Source organism: Pontixanthobacter luteolus (assembly GCF_947494915.1).
Taxonomy (GTDB): Bacteria; Pseudomonadota; Alphaproteobacteria; order Sphingomonadales; family Sphingomonadaceae; genus Pontixanthobacter; species Pontixanthobacter luteolus.
On sequence record NZ_CANLWR010000001.1, the window covers coordinates 903,986 to 920,623 of the forward strand.

Genomic DNA, 16,638 nt, shown 5'->3' on the forward strand with positions numbered 1-16,638 from the left:
ATGTTGCAATGCATGCTGCATTAGCAGCCGCAGCATGTGCAGTGCAACATTGCTATGCCGGTTTTGATTGGCGGTCGTAACGTTTCCCAAGCGTCGTGAGCAATTCATATTGTGAAAGCCCGCTCGTGCGTGCCGCATCTGGTAGGTGGTATGGCACATCCAGCCAATCGCCCTCTTTCAGATCCGGCGCCCCGCCAAGATCGACGACCACCATATCCATCGATACTTTGCCCAGCAGCGGGAGCATTCGGCCATTGGAAGACAGCGCTCCCCGTGCGCCCCAGCTGCGCAGGAAACCGTCGGCGTAACCCAGCGATACTATGCCCGCCAGCATATCGCGCCTGGCTGTGTATTCGCCGTTATATCCGACCCGGTCCCCGGCAGCCAGTTTGCGCAATTGCATGATTGCTGCCTGCGGGAAGGCAACTTGCCGGATCGCTTCGGCCAGTTCGGGCCTCGGCACCCCGCCATACAACGAAAGACCGGGGCGAGTAATATCGAAAGCATAATCTGCCCCCAACGCGATCCCTGCACTGTTCGCCAGACTGCGTCTGCGCGGCGAAAATTGGGCTGAGGCTTGCCGGAACAGGCCCAGCTGGGCTGCATTGGCCGCGCTGTCCTCATCCGCAGATGAGAGGTGCGACATCAGCGTCTCGATCTGGAGTTCTTGCAGAACCGGCTCAGAGATATCGGCCATTGCCACGCCTAGCCTGTTGATGCCGGTATCGATCATCAAGTCACAGATACCGCCGCCGCCGTCCAGCCAGCGCTTCGCCTGCTGCAGGCTGTTGATCACCGGGCGCACCCCGGTGGCGATCGCGAACGCTACGTGTTCATCCGTCAGCGGGCCGTGAAGAACCGACAATTCAGTTGGCTTGACGAGTGGAGCTACCTTTGCTGCTTCACCCCAGTGCGCGACATAAAAATCGGCACAGCCAGCTTCTCGCAGTGCTGGCACGGCGAATTCCACACCCAGACCGTAGGCGTTTGCCTTAACAGCAGCACCGGCAACGGCGCCGCCCGACAACCCGGACAGCGTGCGCCAGTTCGCTGCAATCGCCCCCTCGTCAAGCAGCAGCCGTAGAGATGATGGCGGCAGGTCAGCCATTGTCGTCGAAGTCGCGCGGCGGGCCGCTAGGCAGGCCCCACCATGCTACCGCAACACCGAAGGCGACAACGGCCCACGTATACCAAAGTCCCGCGTATACATCGCCTGTACGCGCCACGATAAATCCGGCAATCAGGGGGAGAAATCCGCCCAGATATCCAGCGCCAATATGATAGGGTATCGACATTGAACTGTACCGGATCTTCGGAGGAAACATTTCCGACAGAAGCGCCGCAACAGAGCCGTAGGTCAACGCCGAAAGCAGGCCGAGCACCAGAAGAAGCCCGATAATGCCCAATATGCTGGTGAACGGCGGGGTCTGCTTGGAAAAGTCGAAACCTTCATTCGAAAGCGCGTCCTGAAGGCCATCGCGTCGGCTCGCGCCGTCAGTAAGCCAATCGTCGCCAAAAACGACAGGTGTGCCGCCAACCGTCACCCCCAAAGTATCGGATTCCTCGATTGTGTAGGATACACCGCTTGCAGTCAGAGTTTCCAGGACCTGACCGCATGAGGTCTGCGTGCGGTCGAACAGATCGGCAAACGGGTCGGTCACGCACTGGGTGCCGCTAACGACGACTGGACGGGCCTTTGCCGATTCTGCGAGGCCAGGATTTGCCAAATTGCCCATCGCCCAGAAAATGGGAAACAGTGTGACGAGGGTCAGCAAGGCCCCAATGATGATAGGCTTCTTCCGCCCCACCCTGTCGGACCATTTGCCCACCACAACGTAAAACGCCATCGACACTATGCCGGCAATCAGCAGGATGATTTCGACAAGGCTGTCCTCAACCCGCATCGGTCCGCGCAGGAAAGAAAGGCCCGAGAAGAAAGCTGTGTACCAGATCGTGGTCAGAACCCCGGTAACGCCAAACAGTGCCACGAAAATGCGCTTCTTGTTTCCCGGATAGGTAAAGCTTTCGACAAATGGATTGCCTGCAGTTTCTCCAGCTTCTTTCATCGCTTTGAAGACAGGGCTCTCATTCAGTTTGAGCCGCATCCACAGTGAAATGCCGAGAAGCACAATCGACAGCAGGAACGGTACGCGCCAGCCCCAATCGAGGAATGCCTGTTCGGGGATTAGCACCCGGCACGCGATTACAACTGCGATACTAAGAACGAATCCGCCTGCAACACTCGCCTGAATGAAGCTGGTGAAATACCCGCGCTTGTCTGCGTCGGCGTGTTCGGCGACGTAGATTGCGGCGCCGCCATATTCGCCGCCCAGAGCGAGGCCCTGCAGCACGCGCAGCAAGATGACGATTATGGGTGCCGCTATCCCGATGCTCGCAGCGCTAGGGATCAAGCCGACGCCCGCAGTCGCGATACCCATCAGCGTTACCGTGACAAGAAAGGTATATTTGCGGCCCAGTTTGTCGCCAAGGTAACCGAACAAAATTGCGCCAACCGGCCTGAAACCGAAGCCGATCGCGAATGTCGCCCAGACCAAAAGAATTTCGAGCGTTTCGTTACCACTCGGGAAAAAGGTCGGGCCGATGATGTAGAACAGCGTGCCGTAGATGAAGAAATCATACCATTCGAAGATCGTCCCTGCGGACGAAGCCCCAATGACGAGCTTGATTTCCTTCTGCGATGGTTCGCGCTCTACTGTTGCAGACGTACCGGTCATGGCGTCCTGATCCTCCCCGAAATTCTTATGAGGCGTCTCTAGCCCGCGTGGGTTGGGTTGGAAAGCGCCAGACGGGCGGCTCTCCACGGCAAACGGATTGCATCGTGCCTGCCGGGAAACTCCCGTGCAGCCGTAAGAAACGCAATTCCCGGCCAGTCAGGCATCTCGCCTGATCGAGTCAGCCATGCTCGCAATGCGGCGTCTGCAGCATCTATATCTCCAGCGGCTTTTCCCTCGGCTCCGAGAGCGAATATTGCCGCCGCCGCTTGACCCACCGCGCACGCAGTAACGGCCAGACCGACAGCGGCAATCTCACCTGATGCGTTTGTTCTAAGTGCGATATCGAGCGTGCTGCCGCAGCTGCGTGACCGCGCGCTGGCTTTTGCGGCGGCGTCATCAATGTACGGATAATTTGCCAGCTCGGTCGCGAGAGAAAGGATTTCGCGGGAGTACAGCTTTCCGGCTGCGGGCGCAGAACCCGTGGCTGAATCCATCAACTTTCGGATTGCTCGCTGCGCAGCCGTGCGCGGCGGCTCTCGATCATCTGAACGAGGGTATCAGCGCTGGCGTTGACCACCGGATAGGTTCTGGCGCTGACAATCCATGCCGGCCGTCCGGCCACGCCCCAGGCGGTGTCATATCCGAGAACCAGCAGCGAGAACGCAATAACGACGATCAGAGCGCCCTTTATCGCTCCGAATCCGAAGCCGAGCACACGGTCGATCGGTCCAAGGATGGATGAGCGCGATGCCTCCCCAACCCGGCCAGCAATCAGCTTCATCGCGGCATAGGGGATCAGCAACAGCAGGGCGAAGGCGAGAACCGCAGTCGGTGTCCCGGGCGCGATATATTCCTTCAGCGCGTCATACAAAGGCGTATGCAGGTAATGGATCGCGAAAATCGCGAGCATCCAAGCCGCAAGAGAGAGCACCTCCTGCACCAGTCCGCGCAGAAAACCGCCAATAGCGGCGACGCCCACGATGATGAGCACGATGAGATCAAAGCTGTTCATTACGGGTCAGAGGATTATGCAGAAGCCATCACTTGGTCAACGAGATTGGCGAGTTGTCTTATGCCGCGGTACTTAAGCTGCGATGAATTCGCCACATCCTGTGGCCCGCATCCCGACGTAAATCCAAGCTTTGCCGCTTCTTTCAATCGCAGCCCCGCATGGGCAACCGGGCGTATTTCCCCGGCGAGCGAAACCTCGCCGAACCAGATGCTATGCGTAGGCAGCGGCTTGTCAGCAAGTGCGGATACAAGCGCGGCCGCCACTGCGAGGTCCGCAGCAGGATCGGACAGGCGGTATCCGCCCGCAACGTTAAGATACACTTCTGCCGAACTGAAATTCAGGCCGCAGCGAGATTCCAGCACCGCCAGTAGCATTGCCAGCCGCCCATTGTCCCAGCCGACCACGGCACGGCGCGGTGTCGCCCCGCTTTGCAGGCGGACAATCAGGGCCTGCACTTCGATCAGAACGGGCCGTGTCCCCTCCAGTGCGGGAAACACAGCACTGCCCGCCAGCGGCGTTTCGCGGCCAGACAAGAACAGCATCGAGGGGTTCGACACTTCCTGAAGGCCCTTCCCCTCCATTGCGAACACGCCGATCTCGTCGACCGCACCGAAGCGGTTCTTCAATGCACGCAGGATACGGTATTGGTGGCTACGCTCGCCTTCGAAGCTCATCACCACATCGACCATATGCTCAAGCACGCGCGGACCGGCGATCGTGCCGTCCTTGGTCACGTGACCGACCAAGACCAGAGCGACGCCATTTTCCTTGGCATAGCGGATCAGCTCGAACGCACAGCCGCGCACCTGACTGACGGTGCCAGGCGCCCCTTCGATGGTGTCTGAATGCATTGTCTGGATCGAATCGATCACCAGCAGCGTCGGCGGCTCCATCGAATTCAGAGTGGTCAGAATATCGCGCACCGATGTCGCAGCGGCCAGCTTGATCGGCGCGTCGGCAAGGCCGAGCCGCGATGCCCGCATCCTCACCTGCCCGGCGGCTTCCTCTCCGCTGACGTAAACGGTCGAACAATTGTCCTTCGCGATTTTTGCGGCAGCTTGCAGCAGCAAGGTCGATTTACCGATGCCGGGATCGCCGCCCATGAGGATTGCGGACCCCGGCACAAGGCCGCCGCCCAGCGCGCGGTCAAATTCCGCCAATCCGGTCTTGCGCCGTTCCAGTTTTTCGCCTGGAGCATCCAGCTGGACGAATTCAACCGCCCTGCCGCCGCTGGAAAGATCATGCTTTTGCGAGAAAACGGTGGCCGGCACATCCTCTCTCAGAGTGTTCCATTCGGCGCAATCGGGGCACTGCCCCTGCCAGCGGTGAGAAACTGATCCACAAGCCTGACAGATGTATCGTTTTTTCGGTTTCGCCATATCTGGCCGATAGCTGGAACATAAACGGAACGCAATTGCCTTTGCCGCGAATGCAGTTAACAGTCGCGTGATGCGGCACAAGGAACTCAGAATCGCTCTGGTCTGCTATGGCGGAGTGAGCCTTGCGGTTTACATGCACGGCGTAACGAAAGAGGTCTGGAAGCTGGCGAAGGCCAGTCAGGCATATCACGCACGCGCCCCGCGATCCGAAGGCGTTCAGGGTGTTTACCGTGATTTGCTGGAACAGATCGAAGCCAATCAAGGCCTCAAAATCCGTGTCCTTCCCGACATCCTGACTGGGGCCAGCGCAGGCGGGATCAACGCCGTTTTTCTGGCGCAGGCAATTCATTCCGGCCAATCGCTGGAACCGCTCACAGACCTTTGGCTGGATAGGGCCGATGTCGATCGTCTGGTTGATCCTGACGCACGCCCGATGTGGAGATTTGCCAAATTCTGGGCTCAACCGGTGGCGTCATGGCTCCTGAAACGGCCAGGTAATGCCGTTTCCGAAAGCGTTGCGCCTGAAACTCGCCGCGAAGTGCGGCGCAAGGTTTCTGCCTTCGTCCGCGGAAGGTGGTTCGAACCGCCTTTTTCAGGTCTCGGGTTTTCCAAGCTGCTCTACTCGGCGCTTAACTCCATGAAACAATCGGAAGTTGGCGAACCGCTGCTGCCTCCGGGTCACCCGATCGACCTGTTTGTCACTGCGACCGATTTTCGCGGGCATCTGGAATTGCTACGGCTCAACAGCCCTCCTGTTGTGGAGGAAAGTGAGCACAGAATGCCAATCAGCTTTTCGGTCGATACGCCGCGCGTTCCCGGAAAAAGCATTGCCGATTTGCACGAACTGACCTTTGCGGCCCGCGCCACCGCCAGCTTCCCCGGTGCGTTCCCTCCGTTGCAACTATCAGAGATAGACTCACTTGCCGCGCACAATGCGTTGGCGTGGCCTGGCCGCGATGAATTTTGCGCCCGCATTATGCCGGTTCATATCCAGCAAGGTGATGTCGAGGGTGTTTCGCTGATCGATGGATCGGTGCTCGTCAACAAGCCGTTTGGCGCGGCAGTCGATGCGTTGCAGGGCCGCCCTGCCCAGCGCGAAGTCGACCGGCGCTTTGTGTATATCGACCCGCGCCCTGATCGGTTCAGTTCCCTGCAACTGGATGCCGATAAACCGGTGGGGTTCTTTACCGCGATCTTCGGTTCAATCTCCACGATTCCGCGCGAACAACCGATCCGGGACAATCTCGAGGTGATTGAACAGCAATCTCGCGAGGCAGAGCATCTGCGCCGCATGATCATGTCTCTTCGCCCGGAGATCGAAGGCGCGGTGGAGAAGCTGTTTGGCCGGACGCTGTTTTTCGACCGGCCAACGCCAAAGCGCCTTTCAGCATGGCGCAACAAGGCGCAGCAGGTGGCGGCTGAAAAGGCCGGTTTTGCCTTCATTTCGTATGGGCAGGCCAAATTCGCAGGCATCGTGGAAAAGCTCGCCCATCTGACACACCATGCCGCCCCCGAGCTGGGATTTCCGGACGCCGATCCGATCGCGCTGGTGTTTCATGCCGAATTGCAGCGCAGAGGTCTGGAAAAGCTCACCTCACCATCGGGCGGTGCGAGTGCAGAGGCAATTGCGTTTTTCCGCGCTCACGATCTGGGCTTCAGAGTGCGGCGGCTGAGGCTGCTCGCCCGGCGCCTCGCACGTGACTGGGAGGCTGATCCGACCATTCCCGACCCTTCGCTTGAGAGTGCGCGAGACACGATCTACAAGATTCTGGCGCTGTATTTCGAACAGGAAACAAACGAGACGCTTGGCAGCGAGTTCAAAGCGCTAGCAGCGAATGTGATGCAGGATCCTGCGGCAGTGCTGGATCATTTGGAACAGCGCCGGTTGTTGCCGGAGATAGACCGGCAAGCAGAGGTAATGCTGGCAGAATCGCTTGAGGAAATGCCGAAGGAACTCCGCCGCCGGATGCTGCTGACTTATCTGGGCTTTCCATATTACGACATCGCTACCTTGCCTCTCATGCGGCACGAAGGGCTGACCGAGTTTGATCCGGTCAAGGTCGACAGGATATCTCCCGATGACGCGCGATCGATCCGTGAAGGGGGCACGAAGGCCACGCTTCGCGGCACGGAGTTTTACAACTTCGGCGCATTTTTCAGCCGGGCTTACAGGGAAAACGACTACCTTTGGGGCAGGCTGCACGGCGCAGAGAGGATGATCGACCTGATCTGTTCAACCGCCGAGGCACCGGTTCCGGACCCGGATTGCCTGCGTTTCAAACGCAAGGCGTTTCTAACAATTCTCGATGAAGAGCAGGACCGGCTCACAACCGATCCGAACCTCTTGAAAACAATCAGGAGTGAGGTGCTTGCCAAGCTTGGTAAGGTTTAGCGGCCAAGACTGCGGTAGATTGCTTTGACGAAGCTATCCTTGTCGATGAACCCTTCCCCCCGGTTGAAATCGGCGAGTGGATCGGCAGCAACCGTTTCATCCATCGAATTCCCAGCATCCTTCAGAGATGTTACCAAATTCACCGCTTGTCCGATCATGGCGCGGTAGGCGACCAGTTCTGCCTTGTTCGACATCGGACCGTGGCCCGGAATGATCTTCGTTTCATCGTCGACCATTCGGATCACCTGATCGAGTGAATTCATCGCGTTGATGACATTACCGCCAGAATCGATGTCGATGTACGGATAGCCGGGGATCTTGAAATAGAGATCACCCATATGGATCACGTTGTCTTCGCGCCAATGAACGACACTGTCCCCGTCGGTGTGGCCGCCGCCAAGAAATATGACGTCCACCGTATCGCCGTTCAGATGCATGGTAATACCCTGGCCGTAAGTGACGACGGGCAGAGCCGCCTTAGCCGCAGGTTCAACGGGGCGTTCACCACCGGGCCGGCCTTCTGCCAGGCGCACTCGCACGTTATCGTGGGCGAATATTGTCGCGCCAGCATTGCCGAGGTTTTCATTCCCGCCTGTGTGGTCACCGTGCCAGTGGGTGTTGATCAGGAAATCAACCGGTCCCGCCCCCAACTCGGCAACCGCTTGTTCTATCTTGCCGGTTAGCGGGGCGTACTGATCGTCGATCAAAATTGTGCCATCTTCGCCGTGGCTGACACCGATATTTCCGCCGGCCCCAAACAACACTGCGATACCCGGGGCGACTTCCTGCGCCTTGATCTCGACCTGCGACCAATCTCGTTGTGCGCTCACCGGTGCTGCGATAGCCGCGAGAATGCAGCTGGCGGTCAAAGTCAGTTTTTTCATGGTCAGTCCCCTAGTTTCATCTTGGGGAACGCGGGCCGCTTCTGTTCGGTTCCGCAGCCCCTTCAGGCCCGGTCGAAGAAAAGCAGCATCACCAAGCGGGAATCTTCAGGCGATTTCCCAAATCCCGGAGCGGCTGTGTGAAATTGCCACGGCGAAAAGAGGATCAGGCGATTGAACCGGATGGGTATCCGCATCGTCCTTTCCCATTTCGCGGAAGAGGTAGTGTCCTTGTTCACAACGTCTTCGACCAAAGCGTTGATATCACCGTATCCCGCCGCAGCAATTTGCGCAGGATCGTGCGGTACTTTCTCCAACCCGGTGCGCTTGTGGCGGAAAAAATCGGTTCCCCCGGCACTGGGTGCAGAGCAGTCTTCCGGGCGGGAGAGAAACAGGATGCCCGAATAGGCCGCCGGATCGATGTGGACGCCGCTGCGTCCCTTGTCCGCCTTGCTGGTCAGGCGGCAGTGTCCGTGATCGGTGCCCGCCGCACCTTTCAGCTTGATACCTAGCTGACGCGAAACGCTGGCATCAATACCGGCGGTATCGACCGACCGGCTTGAATTCATGCCCGGGAAATTGCCTTTCTGTTCGGCGGGGTCATAGCCGAGACCCAACGCCTCACGCCGCGCGGCCCATGGATCGACCAGGAAGTCGTCGATAATCATGAGCGATGGGAGCATGGCTTGAATTTCCGCAGTGATGGCCTTCGGTTGCAATCGTTGGACGACTTGCCCGGCCTTGCCAAGTGCGCAGCGTCAGACTGCCTCGAAGGCTAGCGATATTCGCTGGCTTGTTCGATCAGGCAGTAGCGAACTCTGCAAACGGATCGCCGGACAAGTAGGGTTGCCGAATCCGGCAGAGCGCCGCCGTCCGTCGCTTAGACTGAGAAAACGTCTTTAAGCTTTTCGAAAAAGCCGCGACTTTCCGGGCATTCATCGCCGGTCTCGGTCTCACGAAACTGCTCGAGGATTTCACGCTGAGCCTTGGACAGTTTGGTTGGTGTTTCGACCGCGATCTCCACGACCAGATCGCCCCTGCCCCGGCCTTGCAGCACCGGCATACCGCCGCCGCGAACGCGCAGCTGTTTGCCAGACTGGATGCCAGCGGGAATATCGATCACATTGCTGTCACCGCCAAGATCCGGAATTTCCACCGATCCGCCAAGCGCAGCTTTCGAGAAGCTGATTGGAACGCGGGTGAGCAAGGTCGTGCCTTCACGCTCGAACACCGGGTGTTCCTTGATGTGGATGAATATGTAGAGGTCACCCGAAGGTGCACCATTCGGACCGGCCTCGCCCTTGCCCGATAGGCGGATGCGAGTTCCGGTATCGACTCCCGGCGGTATCTCGACATCCAGCGTCTGGGCCTGATCCACACGTCCTTCGCCGCGGCAGGCGGAACACGGTTTTTCGATTACTTCGCCGCGGCCGTTGCAGGTCGGGCACGGCCTTTCGACCACGAAGAAGCCCTGCTTCGCTCGGACCTTCCCGTACCCGTTGCACATGTTGCAACCGCGGGTGCCGGTGCCCGGTTCAGCGCCAGATCCGCCACAGGGTTCGCAGCCTGTCGAGACTTCGATCTCAATCTGGGTCTGCTGACCGTGAAATGCATCTTCAAGGCCGATTTGCATATCATAGCGCAGGTCGGCACCGCGGCGCGGTTGAGGCCTTCCGCCGCCACCGCCGAATGCGCTGCCGAAAATCGTTTCGAAAATATCGCCGATGTCGCCAAAATCACCCTGCTGACTTTGGCCGCCGCCCATACCCTGTTCAAAAGCCGCATGGCCGAACCGGTCATAGGCCGCCCGCTTTTGCGGATCCTTCAAACAGTCATAGGCCGCGCCAACGGCCTTGAACCTTGCCTCGGCATCGGGATCACCCGGATTGCGATCAGGGTGCCATTTCATTGCCAGCTTGCGGTAAGCCGACTTGATGGTCCCATCATCGGCGTCGCGAGAGACCTCGAGCAGTTCGTAAAAGTCGATTTCGGTTGAAGACATCATTCCATCCCAAACCTAACCGCCACCGACGCGGTCTGCATCGGTGGCGGCCAGATTTTCCATCAGGGCATTAGCCCTTGTTTTCGTCTTCGTTCACTTCAGAAAACTCTGCATCGACGACTTCTTCGTCGCTTTCCGCAGCGCTTTCGCTGGCGCCGGCATCACCTTCAGGTGCGGCGTTGGCCTGTTCCTGCTGGTAGATTTCCTGGCCCATCTTCATCGCGACTTCAGTCAAGGTCTGAACCTTGGCATTGATCGCATCGAGATCGTCACCTTCCAGTGCCGTCTTCGTTTCGGCCAAAGCGGCTTCGACGTCGGACTTCAGATCAGCGCTGATCTTGTCTCCATGCTCTTCAAGCTGCTTCTCGGTCGAGTGCACAAGGCTGTCTGCCTGGTTGCGGGTCTCGGCCTGTTCGCGGCGCTTCTTGTCTTCATCCGCGAACTTTTCGGCATCCTGGACCATCTGGTCGATATCGGCATCCGAAAGACCGCCCGAGGCCTGAATACGGATCTGCTGCTCCTTGCCCGTGCCCTTGTCTTTGGCAGATACGTTCACGATGCCGTTCGCGTCGATATCGAAGGTAACTTCGACTTGCGGAACGCCGCGCGGCGCAGGCGGGATGCCAACCAGATCGAACTGGCCAAGCATCTTGTTGTCTGCGGCCATTTCACGCTCACCCTGGAACACGCGGATCGTCACGGCCTGCTGATTGTCTTCAGCGGTTGAATAGGTCTGCGATTTCTTGGTCGGGATCGTGGTGTTGCGGTCGATCATGCGGGTGAATACACCGCCCAGCGTTTCGATACCCAGCGACAGCGGGGTCACGTCGAGCAGCAGAACATCCTTCACGTCGCCCTGGAGCACGCCCGCCTGAATGGCGGCGCCCATGGCAACCACTTCGTCAGGGTTCACGCCGGTATGCGGTTCCTTGCCGAAGAAGTCCTTCACCACTTCGCGCACCTTGGGCATACGGGTCATCCCGCCGACGAGAATGACTTCGTCGATGCCGCCCTTGTCCACGCCGGCGTCTGCCAGAGCTTTCTTGCAAGGTTCCAGCGTGCGCTTGATCAGATCGCCAACCATTTTTTCAAGGTCGGAACGGCTGATGTTTTCCACCAGATGGAGCGGCGTTGTTGCGCCGCCTTCCATACGAGCGGTGATGAACGGCAGGTTCACTTCGGTGGTTTGCGCGCTGGAAAGCTCGATCTTGGCTTTCTCAGCGGCTTCCTTGAGACGTTGAAGCGCAAGCTTGTCCGTCTTGAGGTCCATGCCCTCTTTCTTTTTGAACTGGGCTGCGAGCCATTCGACAATCGCGTTATCGAAGTCTTCACCGCCAAGGAACGTGTCACCATTGGTGGACTTCACTTCGAACACGCCGTCGCCGATTTCGAGGACCGAAACGTCAAACGTACCGCCGCCAAGGTCATAAACAGCGATGGTCTTACCTTCGTCCTTGTCCATGCCGTAGGCAAGCGCCGCAGCAGTCGGCTCGTTAATGATACGCAGAACTTCAAGGCCTGCGATCTGGCCGGCATCCTTGGTTGCCTGACGCTGGGCGTCGTTAAAGTATGCAGGAACAGTGATAACCGCCTGCGTGACGGTTTCGCCAAGATAGCTTTCAGCGGTTTCTTTCATCTTTTGCAGGATGAAAGCGGAAACTTGGGAGGGGCTGTAATCTTCGCCGCCTGCCTTGACCCACGCATCGCCATTCTTGCCTTTGACGATGTTGTACGGGACGAGATCAATGTCCTTCTTGGTCATCGGATCATCGAAACGGCGGCCGATCAGGCGCTTGATCGCAAACAGTGTGTTGTCTGGGTTGGTCACTGCCTGACGCTTGGCCGGCTGACCGATCAGGCGTTCGTTGTCCTTGGTGAAGGCAACGATCGACGGCGTGGTGCGGGCGCCTTCAGAATTTTCTACGACTTTAGGTTTGCCGCCGTCCATAACAGCGACACAGGAATTGGTGGTGCCGAGGTCGATACCGATTACTTTAGCCATGGTTTCCCCACTTGATGCTTAATGTTGGACGCTGCGCTGTCGGCCCCCCATTATCGGCGGAACCACCCGGCAGCTCGATTATGAACGAGATATAGGTGCGGTTTTGGTTGGCACAAGGGATGGAGGCGGCTAGTTTCCGCTTCCTACCAACGAGGGAGAAATACGCGTGATGAAAAGGTTTATGGCGGGTGCCGCGCTGGCAATTGCAACAATCGGCCTTGCTGCCTGCGACAACGCGACAGATGAAGTGGTCGAGGCGCCTGATGGCGTTCCGGGCATGTCGGCAACCAATGGCCGGATGCTCTTGGCACCGGTCGAAGGCAATCCGGCAGCTGTATATTTCGACCTGAAATATGATGGCGACCGCGCACTCTCGCTTAGCCGCGCTGCGGTTGAAGGAGCGGAAAGTGCGGTGATGCATGAATACGGTGAATACGACTTCAAAGTGCAAATGATGGAAATGCTTCCAGTGCCGCTGACCAAGGGAACCGAACTGACGTTTGAACCGGGCGGCAAACATATCATGGCGATGAATGTCTCCCCCGAATTGAAACCGGGCGGCACGACCGAAGTGACCCTGATTGTATCTGGCGGCGACAAATACAGCTTCCCGGTTGAAATCCGCGCAGCCGGGGATGAGCGCTGAGCTCAGGGGAAGATTACAGCACAGTTTCGTTTTGCCCGGTTGGCGGTGAGAGGCCGCTGACCGGGGGCGAGGTTGCGCTGGCAAAATCGATTTTCGGAACCGAGATCGATTATTCGAAGGTGAAGATCCGGCGGAAGAAATGGTTTCCGTTTCAGCCCCGCCGCGTCACCATGGCGCCGCGCGGACACATTCATTTTCACCCTTCAGGCAATGCCTATTGCGACGATTTCTCTCAGCAGAGCGTTATGCGCCAGGGATTGTTTATCCATGAAATGGTCCATGTGTGGCAGGCGCAGGCCAAGGGTACATGGTGGCTGGTGTTCAACCGGATGCCGTGGGCACGGTATAATTACAGCCTGAAACCAGGCTGGCCGCTTCATAAATACGGGATCGAGCAGCAGGCAGAGATTGTGAAGCACGCATTCTGGCTTCGCAATGGCGTGCGCGTTGCGGGTGTTTCCGATGCCCAAGCATATGATCTTTTAGTAAATTTTCCCGGGACGGAATCTACGGCCTGACGCTACGGAATGGCTGTGGAAAAGCGTGATATTCCGCAGCCTTGAGCAAACCGGTTTCACTCGTTACCAAATACGGGTCCAAGCGGCCAAACCCGCGCTTGGCGAACGAGTCACAACAATGGAGCTTAAAGACTACGCAATGTCGCGCGAGCGCGGCTACCTTTCGCATTATGAGATCGACGAGATCACCCTCCCCTCGCAATTCGCGCCCATCTGCGAAGCAGCTGGCAATCTGTCAGGTCTGCTTTCAACCGGCCGGGTTCGCCACTGGCTGGATCAATTGCCCGATCCCGAACTGGAGGACTGGGTGCGCGAGGCACCAGAGGAACAGGTCCGCACTGCGATGGTGCATTATTCCTTCCTCGTTCAATCCTATGTCTGGGGTGAGGAAGCCCCGCCGCAATTCCTTCCAGCAAATCTCTCGAGGCCGATAGTCGCGATCGCCGATCAGCTTGGCCAGGCGCCGTTGCTGCCATATTCGGGATACGTCCTCGACAATTGGGCGAGGCTCGACAAATCCGGTCCGATCACGCTCGACAATGTTTATATGTATCAGAACTTTGCCGGCGGAGATGACGAAAACTGGTTCGTGATGATCCATGTCGCGATCGAGGCTGAAGCAGGGGTGTTGCTGGACAATGCAACCAGGCTGATCGATGCCGTCAACCATGAAGACGAAGCCGAGGCAGAGCGGCTGCTGGTTGAAATGGATGGCGCTTGGGAACGTATCTATGACGTATTCAAGCGGATGACCGAGCGCTGCGATCCCTACGTGTATTTTCACCGGGTCCGCCCATACATCCACGGTTGGGCAAACAATCCAGCACTTGATGGCGGCCTGATTTATGAAGGCATCGCCAAGTATGACGGCAAGCCGCAGGCGCTACGCGGTCAAACCGGTTCGCAAAGCTCGATCGTCCCTGCAATGGACGCGCTTTTTGGCGTGCGGCACAGCGATGATCCGCTGAAGAGCTTCCTCGATGAATTGCACCAGTACCGCCCGGTCAATCACCGGCGGTTTATCGAGGATCTGGCAGCCGGTTCGAATTTGCGGGAGTTCGTGACCAAGTCTGGTTCGGCGCCGCTGAAAGAAGCGTTCAATGCCTGCGTAGAGCAGGTGGCGCGTTTCCGCACCCGGCATCTCGAATACGCGGCCAGCTACATCAACAAGCAGGCTGGCTCGATATCGGGCAATGACCCCGATGTCGGCACGGGCGGGACACCGTTCATGAAATATCTGAAGAAGCACCGCGACGAAAACCGCGCGCAGGTGGTTTAAGGCAGCGCGCCTCCCCGGAACATCTCCCGGGGAGGCGCCTGTCATCACGGTATTCGGTTACCGGGTGTCAGTCGGGCTTCTTGGCCACGCCGACCATTGCCGGGCGCAGCAAGCGATCCTTGATCATGAAGCCGGCCTGCATTTCCTGAACGATGGTGCCCGGTTCGTGCTTGTCCGAAGGGACTTCCATCATTGCCTGATGCTGGTTCGGATCGAGCGGCAAACCCATGGATGCGATGCGGGTGATGCCATGCTGGCCGAAAACCTTGTCCAGTTCACGCTGGGTTGCCTCGATACCGGCGACCAGCCCCTTGAACTTTTCGTCATCGCGCAATTCCTGCGGCACGGAATCGAGCGCGCGCGCCAGATTGTCGGACACCGACAGAATGTCGCGGGCAAATCCGGTTGCTGCATAGGCGCGCGCATCGGCGACGTCTTTTTCCATCCGGCGGCGGACGTTCTGCGTTTCGGCTTTGGCGTAAAGCGTTTCCTGCTTGGCCGCTTCCAGATCACTGCGCAGCCCGGCAAGCGCTTCTTCAAGCCCGCCTTCCCCGCTTTGATCTTCGTCACCATCATCAAGGAATTCCTCGGGCACGCCCTTCAGTTCCTCTTCGACAGCCTTATCCTGTGCGTCGGACCCACTGGGTTCCGGCTTGTTCGTATCCGTCATTTGAAATGTTCCACCTGAACGATGTTCTGTCTGATTACCCGATTAGTTTCCCGAGGGATCGAGCTGTAAAATCAACCATGGGGACGACACGCGCGTAATTCAACCGAGTTGGGCCTATCACACCCAGTACTCCCACCACTTTTCCTTCGCTGTCACGGTATGGCGATGCAATGACCGATGAACCTGAAAGCGAGAACAGGCGGTTTTCAGAACCTATGAATATGCGGGTCGATTCGGCCTCCCGCGCGTCTTCCAGCAGTTCGGCGACCGATTGTTTGCTTTCCAGATCATCCAGCAACGAACGGACCCGCTCCAGATCCTGGATTGCCCCGTCGTCCAGCAGATTGGCCTGACCCCTGACGATCAGGACCGGGCGCTGTGCCGGATCCTTCGTCCAAACCGCGAGTCCGCGCTGCACAAGATCGCTGCTCGCTTTGTCCAATGCTGAATGTCCTGAGGCGATTTCACGGCGCAGTTCGCCTGCCGCCTCGGCCAGAGTTTTGCCCGAAAGGCGCGAATTGATGAAGTTTGAAGCCTGTTCAAGCACAGACGGGTCGGCGGGCGTGGATAGATCGACCACCCGGTTTTCAACCTGCCCGTCGAGGCCCACCAGCACAGCGAGCACTTGCTGCGGCGACAGCGGCACGATGCTGAACTGCCGGAGGCGGACTTCGCGCTGCGGCACCATGACCATGCCGGCCGCGCCCGAGATATCCGAGAGCAGCGAACTGGTTGCTTCCAGCGCCTGTTCGATCGGGCCAGGTTCGCCCAGCCTTTGTTCGATGGCGTTGCGTTCTTCTTTCGAAGGTTCCGCCACTTGCATCATCCCGTCTACGAACAGCCGCAGCCCGGTATCCGTTGGCATCCGGCCAGCGCTGGTGTGCGGCGCAGCAAGCAGGCCCAGCCCTTCCAGATCCGCCAGAACCGATCTGATCGATGCGGGGGACAGGTTCACCCTGCCATCGGTGGCCAGCATTTTGGATCCAACGGGCTGCCCATCAGCGAGATACCCCTCCACCACGAGCTGGAAAATCGCCCTTGCGCGCTCGGTTAGCTCATTGAGTGGAACATTCGACATAGGTACAATCTAATCACTGGCCTTGCGGCCTCAAGCCCCTTGCG

Annotated in this window: 15 protein-coding genes; 4 read left to right on the top strand and 11 right to left on the bottom strand. The window is 58.3% G+C overall.

Annotated features, from left to right (window positions below; genetic code table 11):
* Positions 1-52: 52 nt before the first annotated feature.
* Genes alr through radA form a run of 5 tightly spaced genes read right to left on the bottom strand, consistent with a single transcriptional unit; the run spans position 53 to position 5,126 of the window.
* Complete coding sequence (alr, locus tag PO778_RS04310) at positions 53-1,108, bottom strand: alanine racemase (protein WP_271438730.1); 1,056 nt, start codon at positions 1,106-1,108, stop codon at positions 53-55.
* Positions 1,101-2,735 (bottom strand): MFS transporter, encoded by a 1,635-nt coding sequence (locus PO778_RS04315; RefSeq protein ID WP_271438731.1) that lies wholly within the window; start codon positions 2,733-2,735, stop codon positions 1,101-1,103. The genes alr and PO778_RS04315 overlap by 8 nt, the downstream gene beginning before the upstream one ends.
* A 38-nt stretch (positions 2,736-2,773) precedes the next feature.
* Positions 2,774-3,229 (bottom strand): iron-sulfur cluster assembly scaffold protein, encoded by a 456-nt coding sequence (locus PO778_RS04320; protein ID WP_271438732.1) that lies wholly within the window; start codon positions 3,227-3,229, stop codon positions 2,774-2,776.
* Entirely contained in the window at positions 3,229-3,747 is a 519-nt protein-coding gene (locus tag PO778_RS04325; protein ID WP_160729849.1) for a CvpA family protein, read from the bottom strand. The genes PO778_RS04320 and PO778_RS04325 overlap by 1 nt, the downstream gene beginning before the upstream one ends.
* A 14-nt stretch (positions 3,748-3,761) precedes the next feature.
* Complete coding sequence (gene radA, locus PO778_RS04330) at positions 3,762-5,126, bottom strand: DNA repair protein RadA (RefSeq protein ID WP_271438733.1); 1,365 nt, start codon at positions 5,124-5,126, stop codon at positions 3,762-3,764.
* Positions 5,127-5,196: 70 nt separating this feature from the next.
* On the opposite strand from radA, the gene PO778_RS04335 reads away from it, so the two are divergent.
* Complete coding sequence (locus tag PO778_RS04335) at positions 5,197-7,518, top strand: patatin-like protein (RefSeq protein WP_271438734.1); 2,322 nt, start codon at positions 5,197-5,199, stop codon at positions 7,516-7,518.
* Here the strand turns inward: PO778_RS04335 and PO778_RS04340 are convergent.
* From PO778_RS04340 to dnaK, 4 genes are all read right to left on the bottom strand, one after another.
* Entirely contained in the window at positions 7,515-8,402 is an 888-nt protein-coding gene (locus tag PO778_RS04340) for an MBL fold metallo-hydrolase (RefSeq protein WP_271438735.1), read from the bottom strand. The genes PO778_RS04335 and PO778_RS04340 overlap by 4 nt on opposite strands.
* Positions 8,403-8,464: 62 nt before the next feature.
* Positions 8,465-9,082, bottom strand: coding sequence for a DUF6445 family protein (locus PO778_RS04345; RefSeq protein ID WP_271438736.1), 618 nt, complete (start codon positions 9,080-9,082; stop codon positions 8,465-8,467).
* A gap of 197 nt (positions 9,083-9,279) precedes the next feature.
* Positions 9,280-10,401: a molecular chaperone DnaJ gene (gene dnaJ / locus PO778_RS04350; protein WP_271439341.1), complete on the bottom strand. Its 1,122-nt coding sequence runs from the start codon at positions 10,399-10,401 to the stop codon at positions 9,280-9,282.
* Positions 10,402-10,471: 70 nt separating this feature from the next.
* A complete protein-coding gene (gene dnaK / locus PO778_RS04355) occupies positions 10,472-12,403 on the bottom strand; it encodes a molecular chaperone DnaK (protein WP_160729854.1) in 1,932 nt (643 codons plus the stop codon).
* 169 nt (positions 12,404-12,572) lie between these two features.
* Here dnaK and PO778_RS04360 point away from each other — a divergent pair, with 169 nt between their 5' ends.
* From PO778_RS04360 to PO778_RS04370, 3 genes are all read left to right on the top strand, one after another.
* Positions 12,573-13,049 carry a copper chaperone PCu(A)C gene (locus tag PO778_RS04360; protein ID WP_160730635.1) on the top strand — a complete coding sequence of 159 codons (477 nt, stop codon included), beginning with the start codon at positions 12,573-12,575 and terminating at the stop codon, positions 13,047-13,049.
* A 170-nt stretch (positions 13,050-13,219) separates the two neighbouring features.
* Positions 13,220-13,567: a vgr related protein gene (locus PO778_RS04365; RefSeq protein WP_333908177.1), complete on the top strand. Its 348-nt coding sequence runs from the start codon at positions 13,220-13,222 to the stop codon at positions 13,565-13,567.
* Between the two features lie 118 nt (positions 13,568-13,685).
* Complete coding sequence (locus PO778_RS04370; protein WP_271438737.1) at positions 13,686-14,846, top strand: PrnB family protein; 1,161 nt, start codon at positions 13,686-13,688, stop codon at positions 14,844-14,846.
* 67 nt (positions 14,847-14,913) lie between these two features.
* On the opposite strand, the gene grpE is transcribed toward PO778_RS04370, so the two are convergent.
* Positions 14,914-15,516: a nucleotide exchange factor GrpE gene (gene grpE, locus PO778_RS04375; RefSeq protein WP_271438738.1), complete on the bottom strand. Its 603-nt coding sequence runs from the start codon at positions 15,514-15,516 to the stop codon at positions 14,914-14,916.
* 34 nt (positions 15,517-15,550) lie between these two features.
* Positions 15,551-16,594 carry a heat-inducible transcriptional repressor HrcA gene (hrcA, locus tag PO778_RS04380; protein ID WP_271438739.1) on the bottom strand — a complete coding sequence of 348 codons (1,044 nt, stop codon included), beginning with the start codon at positions 16,592-16,594 and terminating at the stop codon, positions 15,551-15,553.
* Positions 16,595-16,638 lie beyond the last annotated feature (44 nt).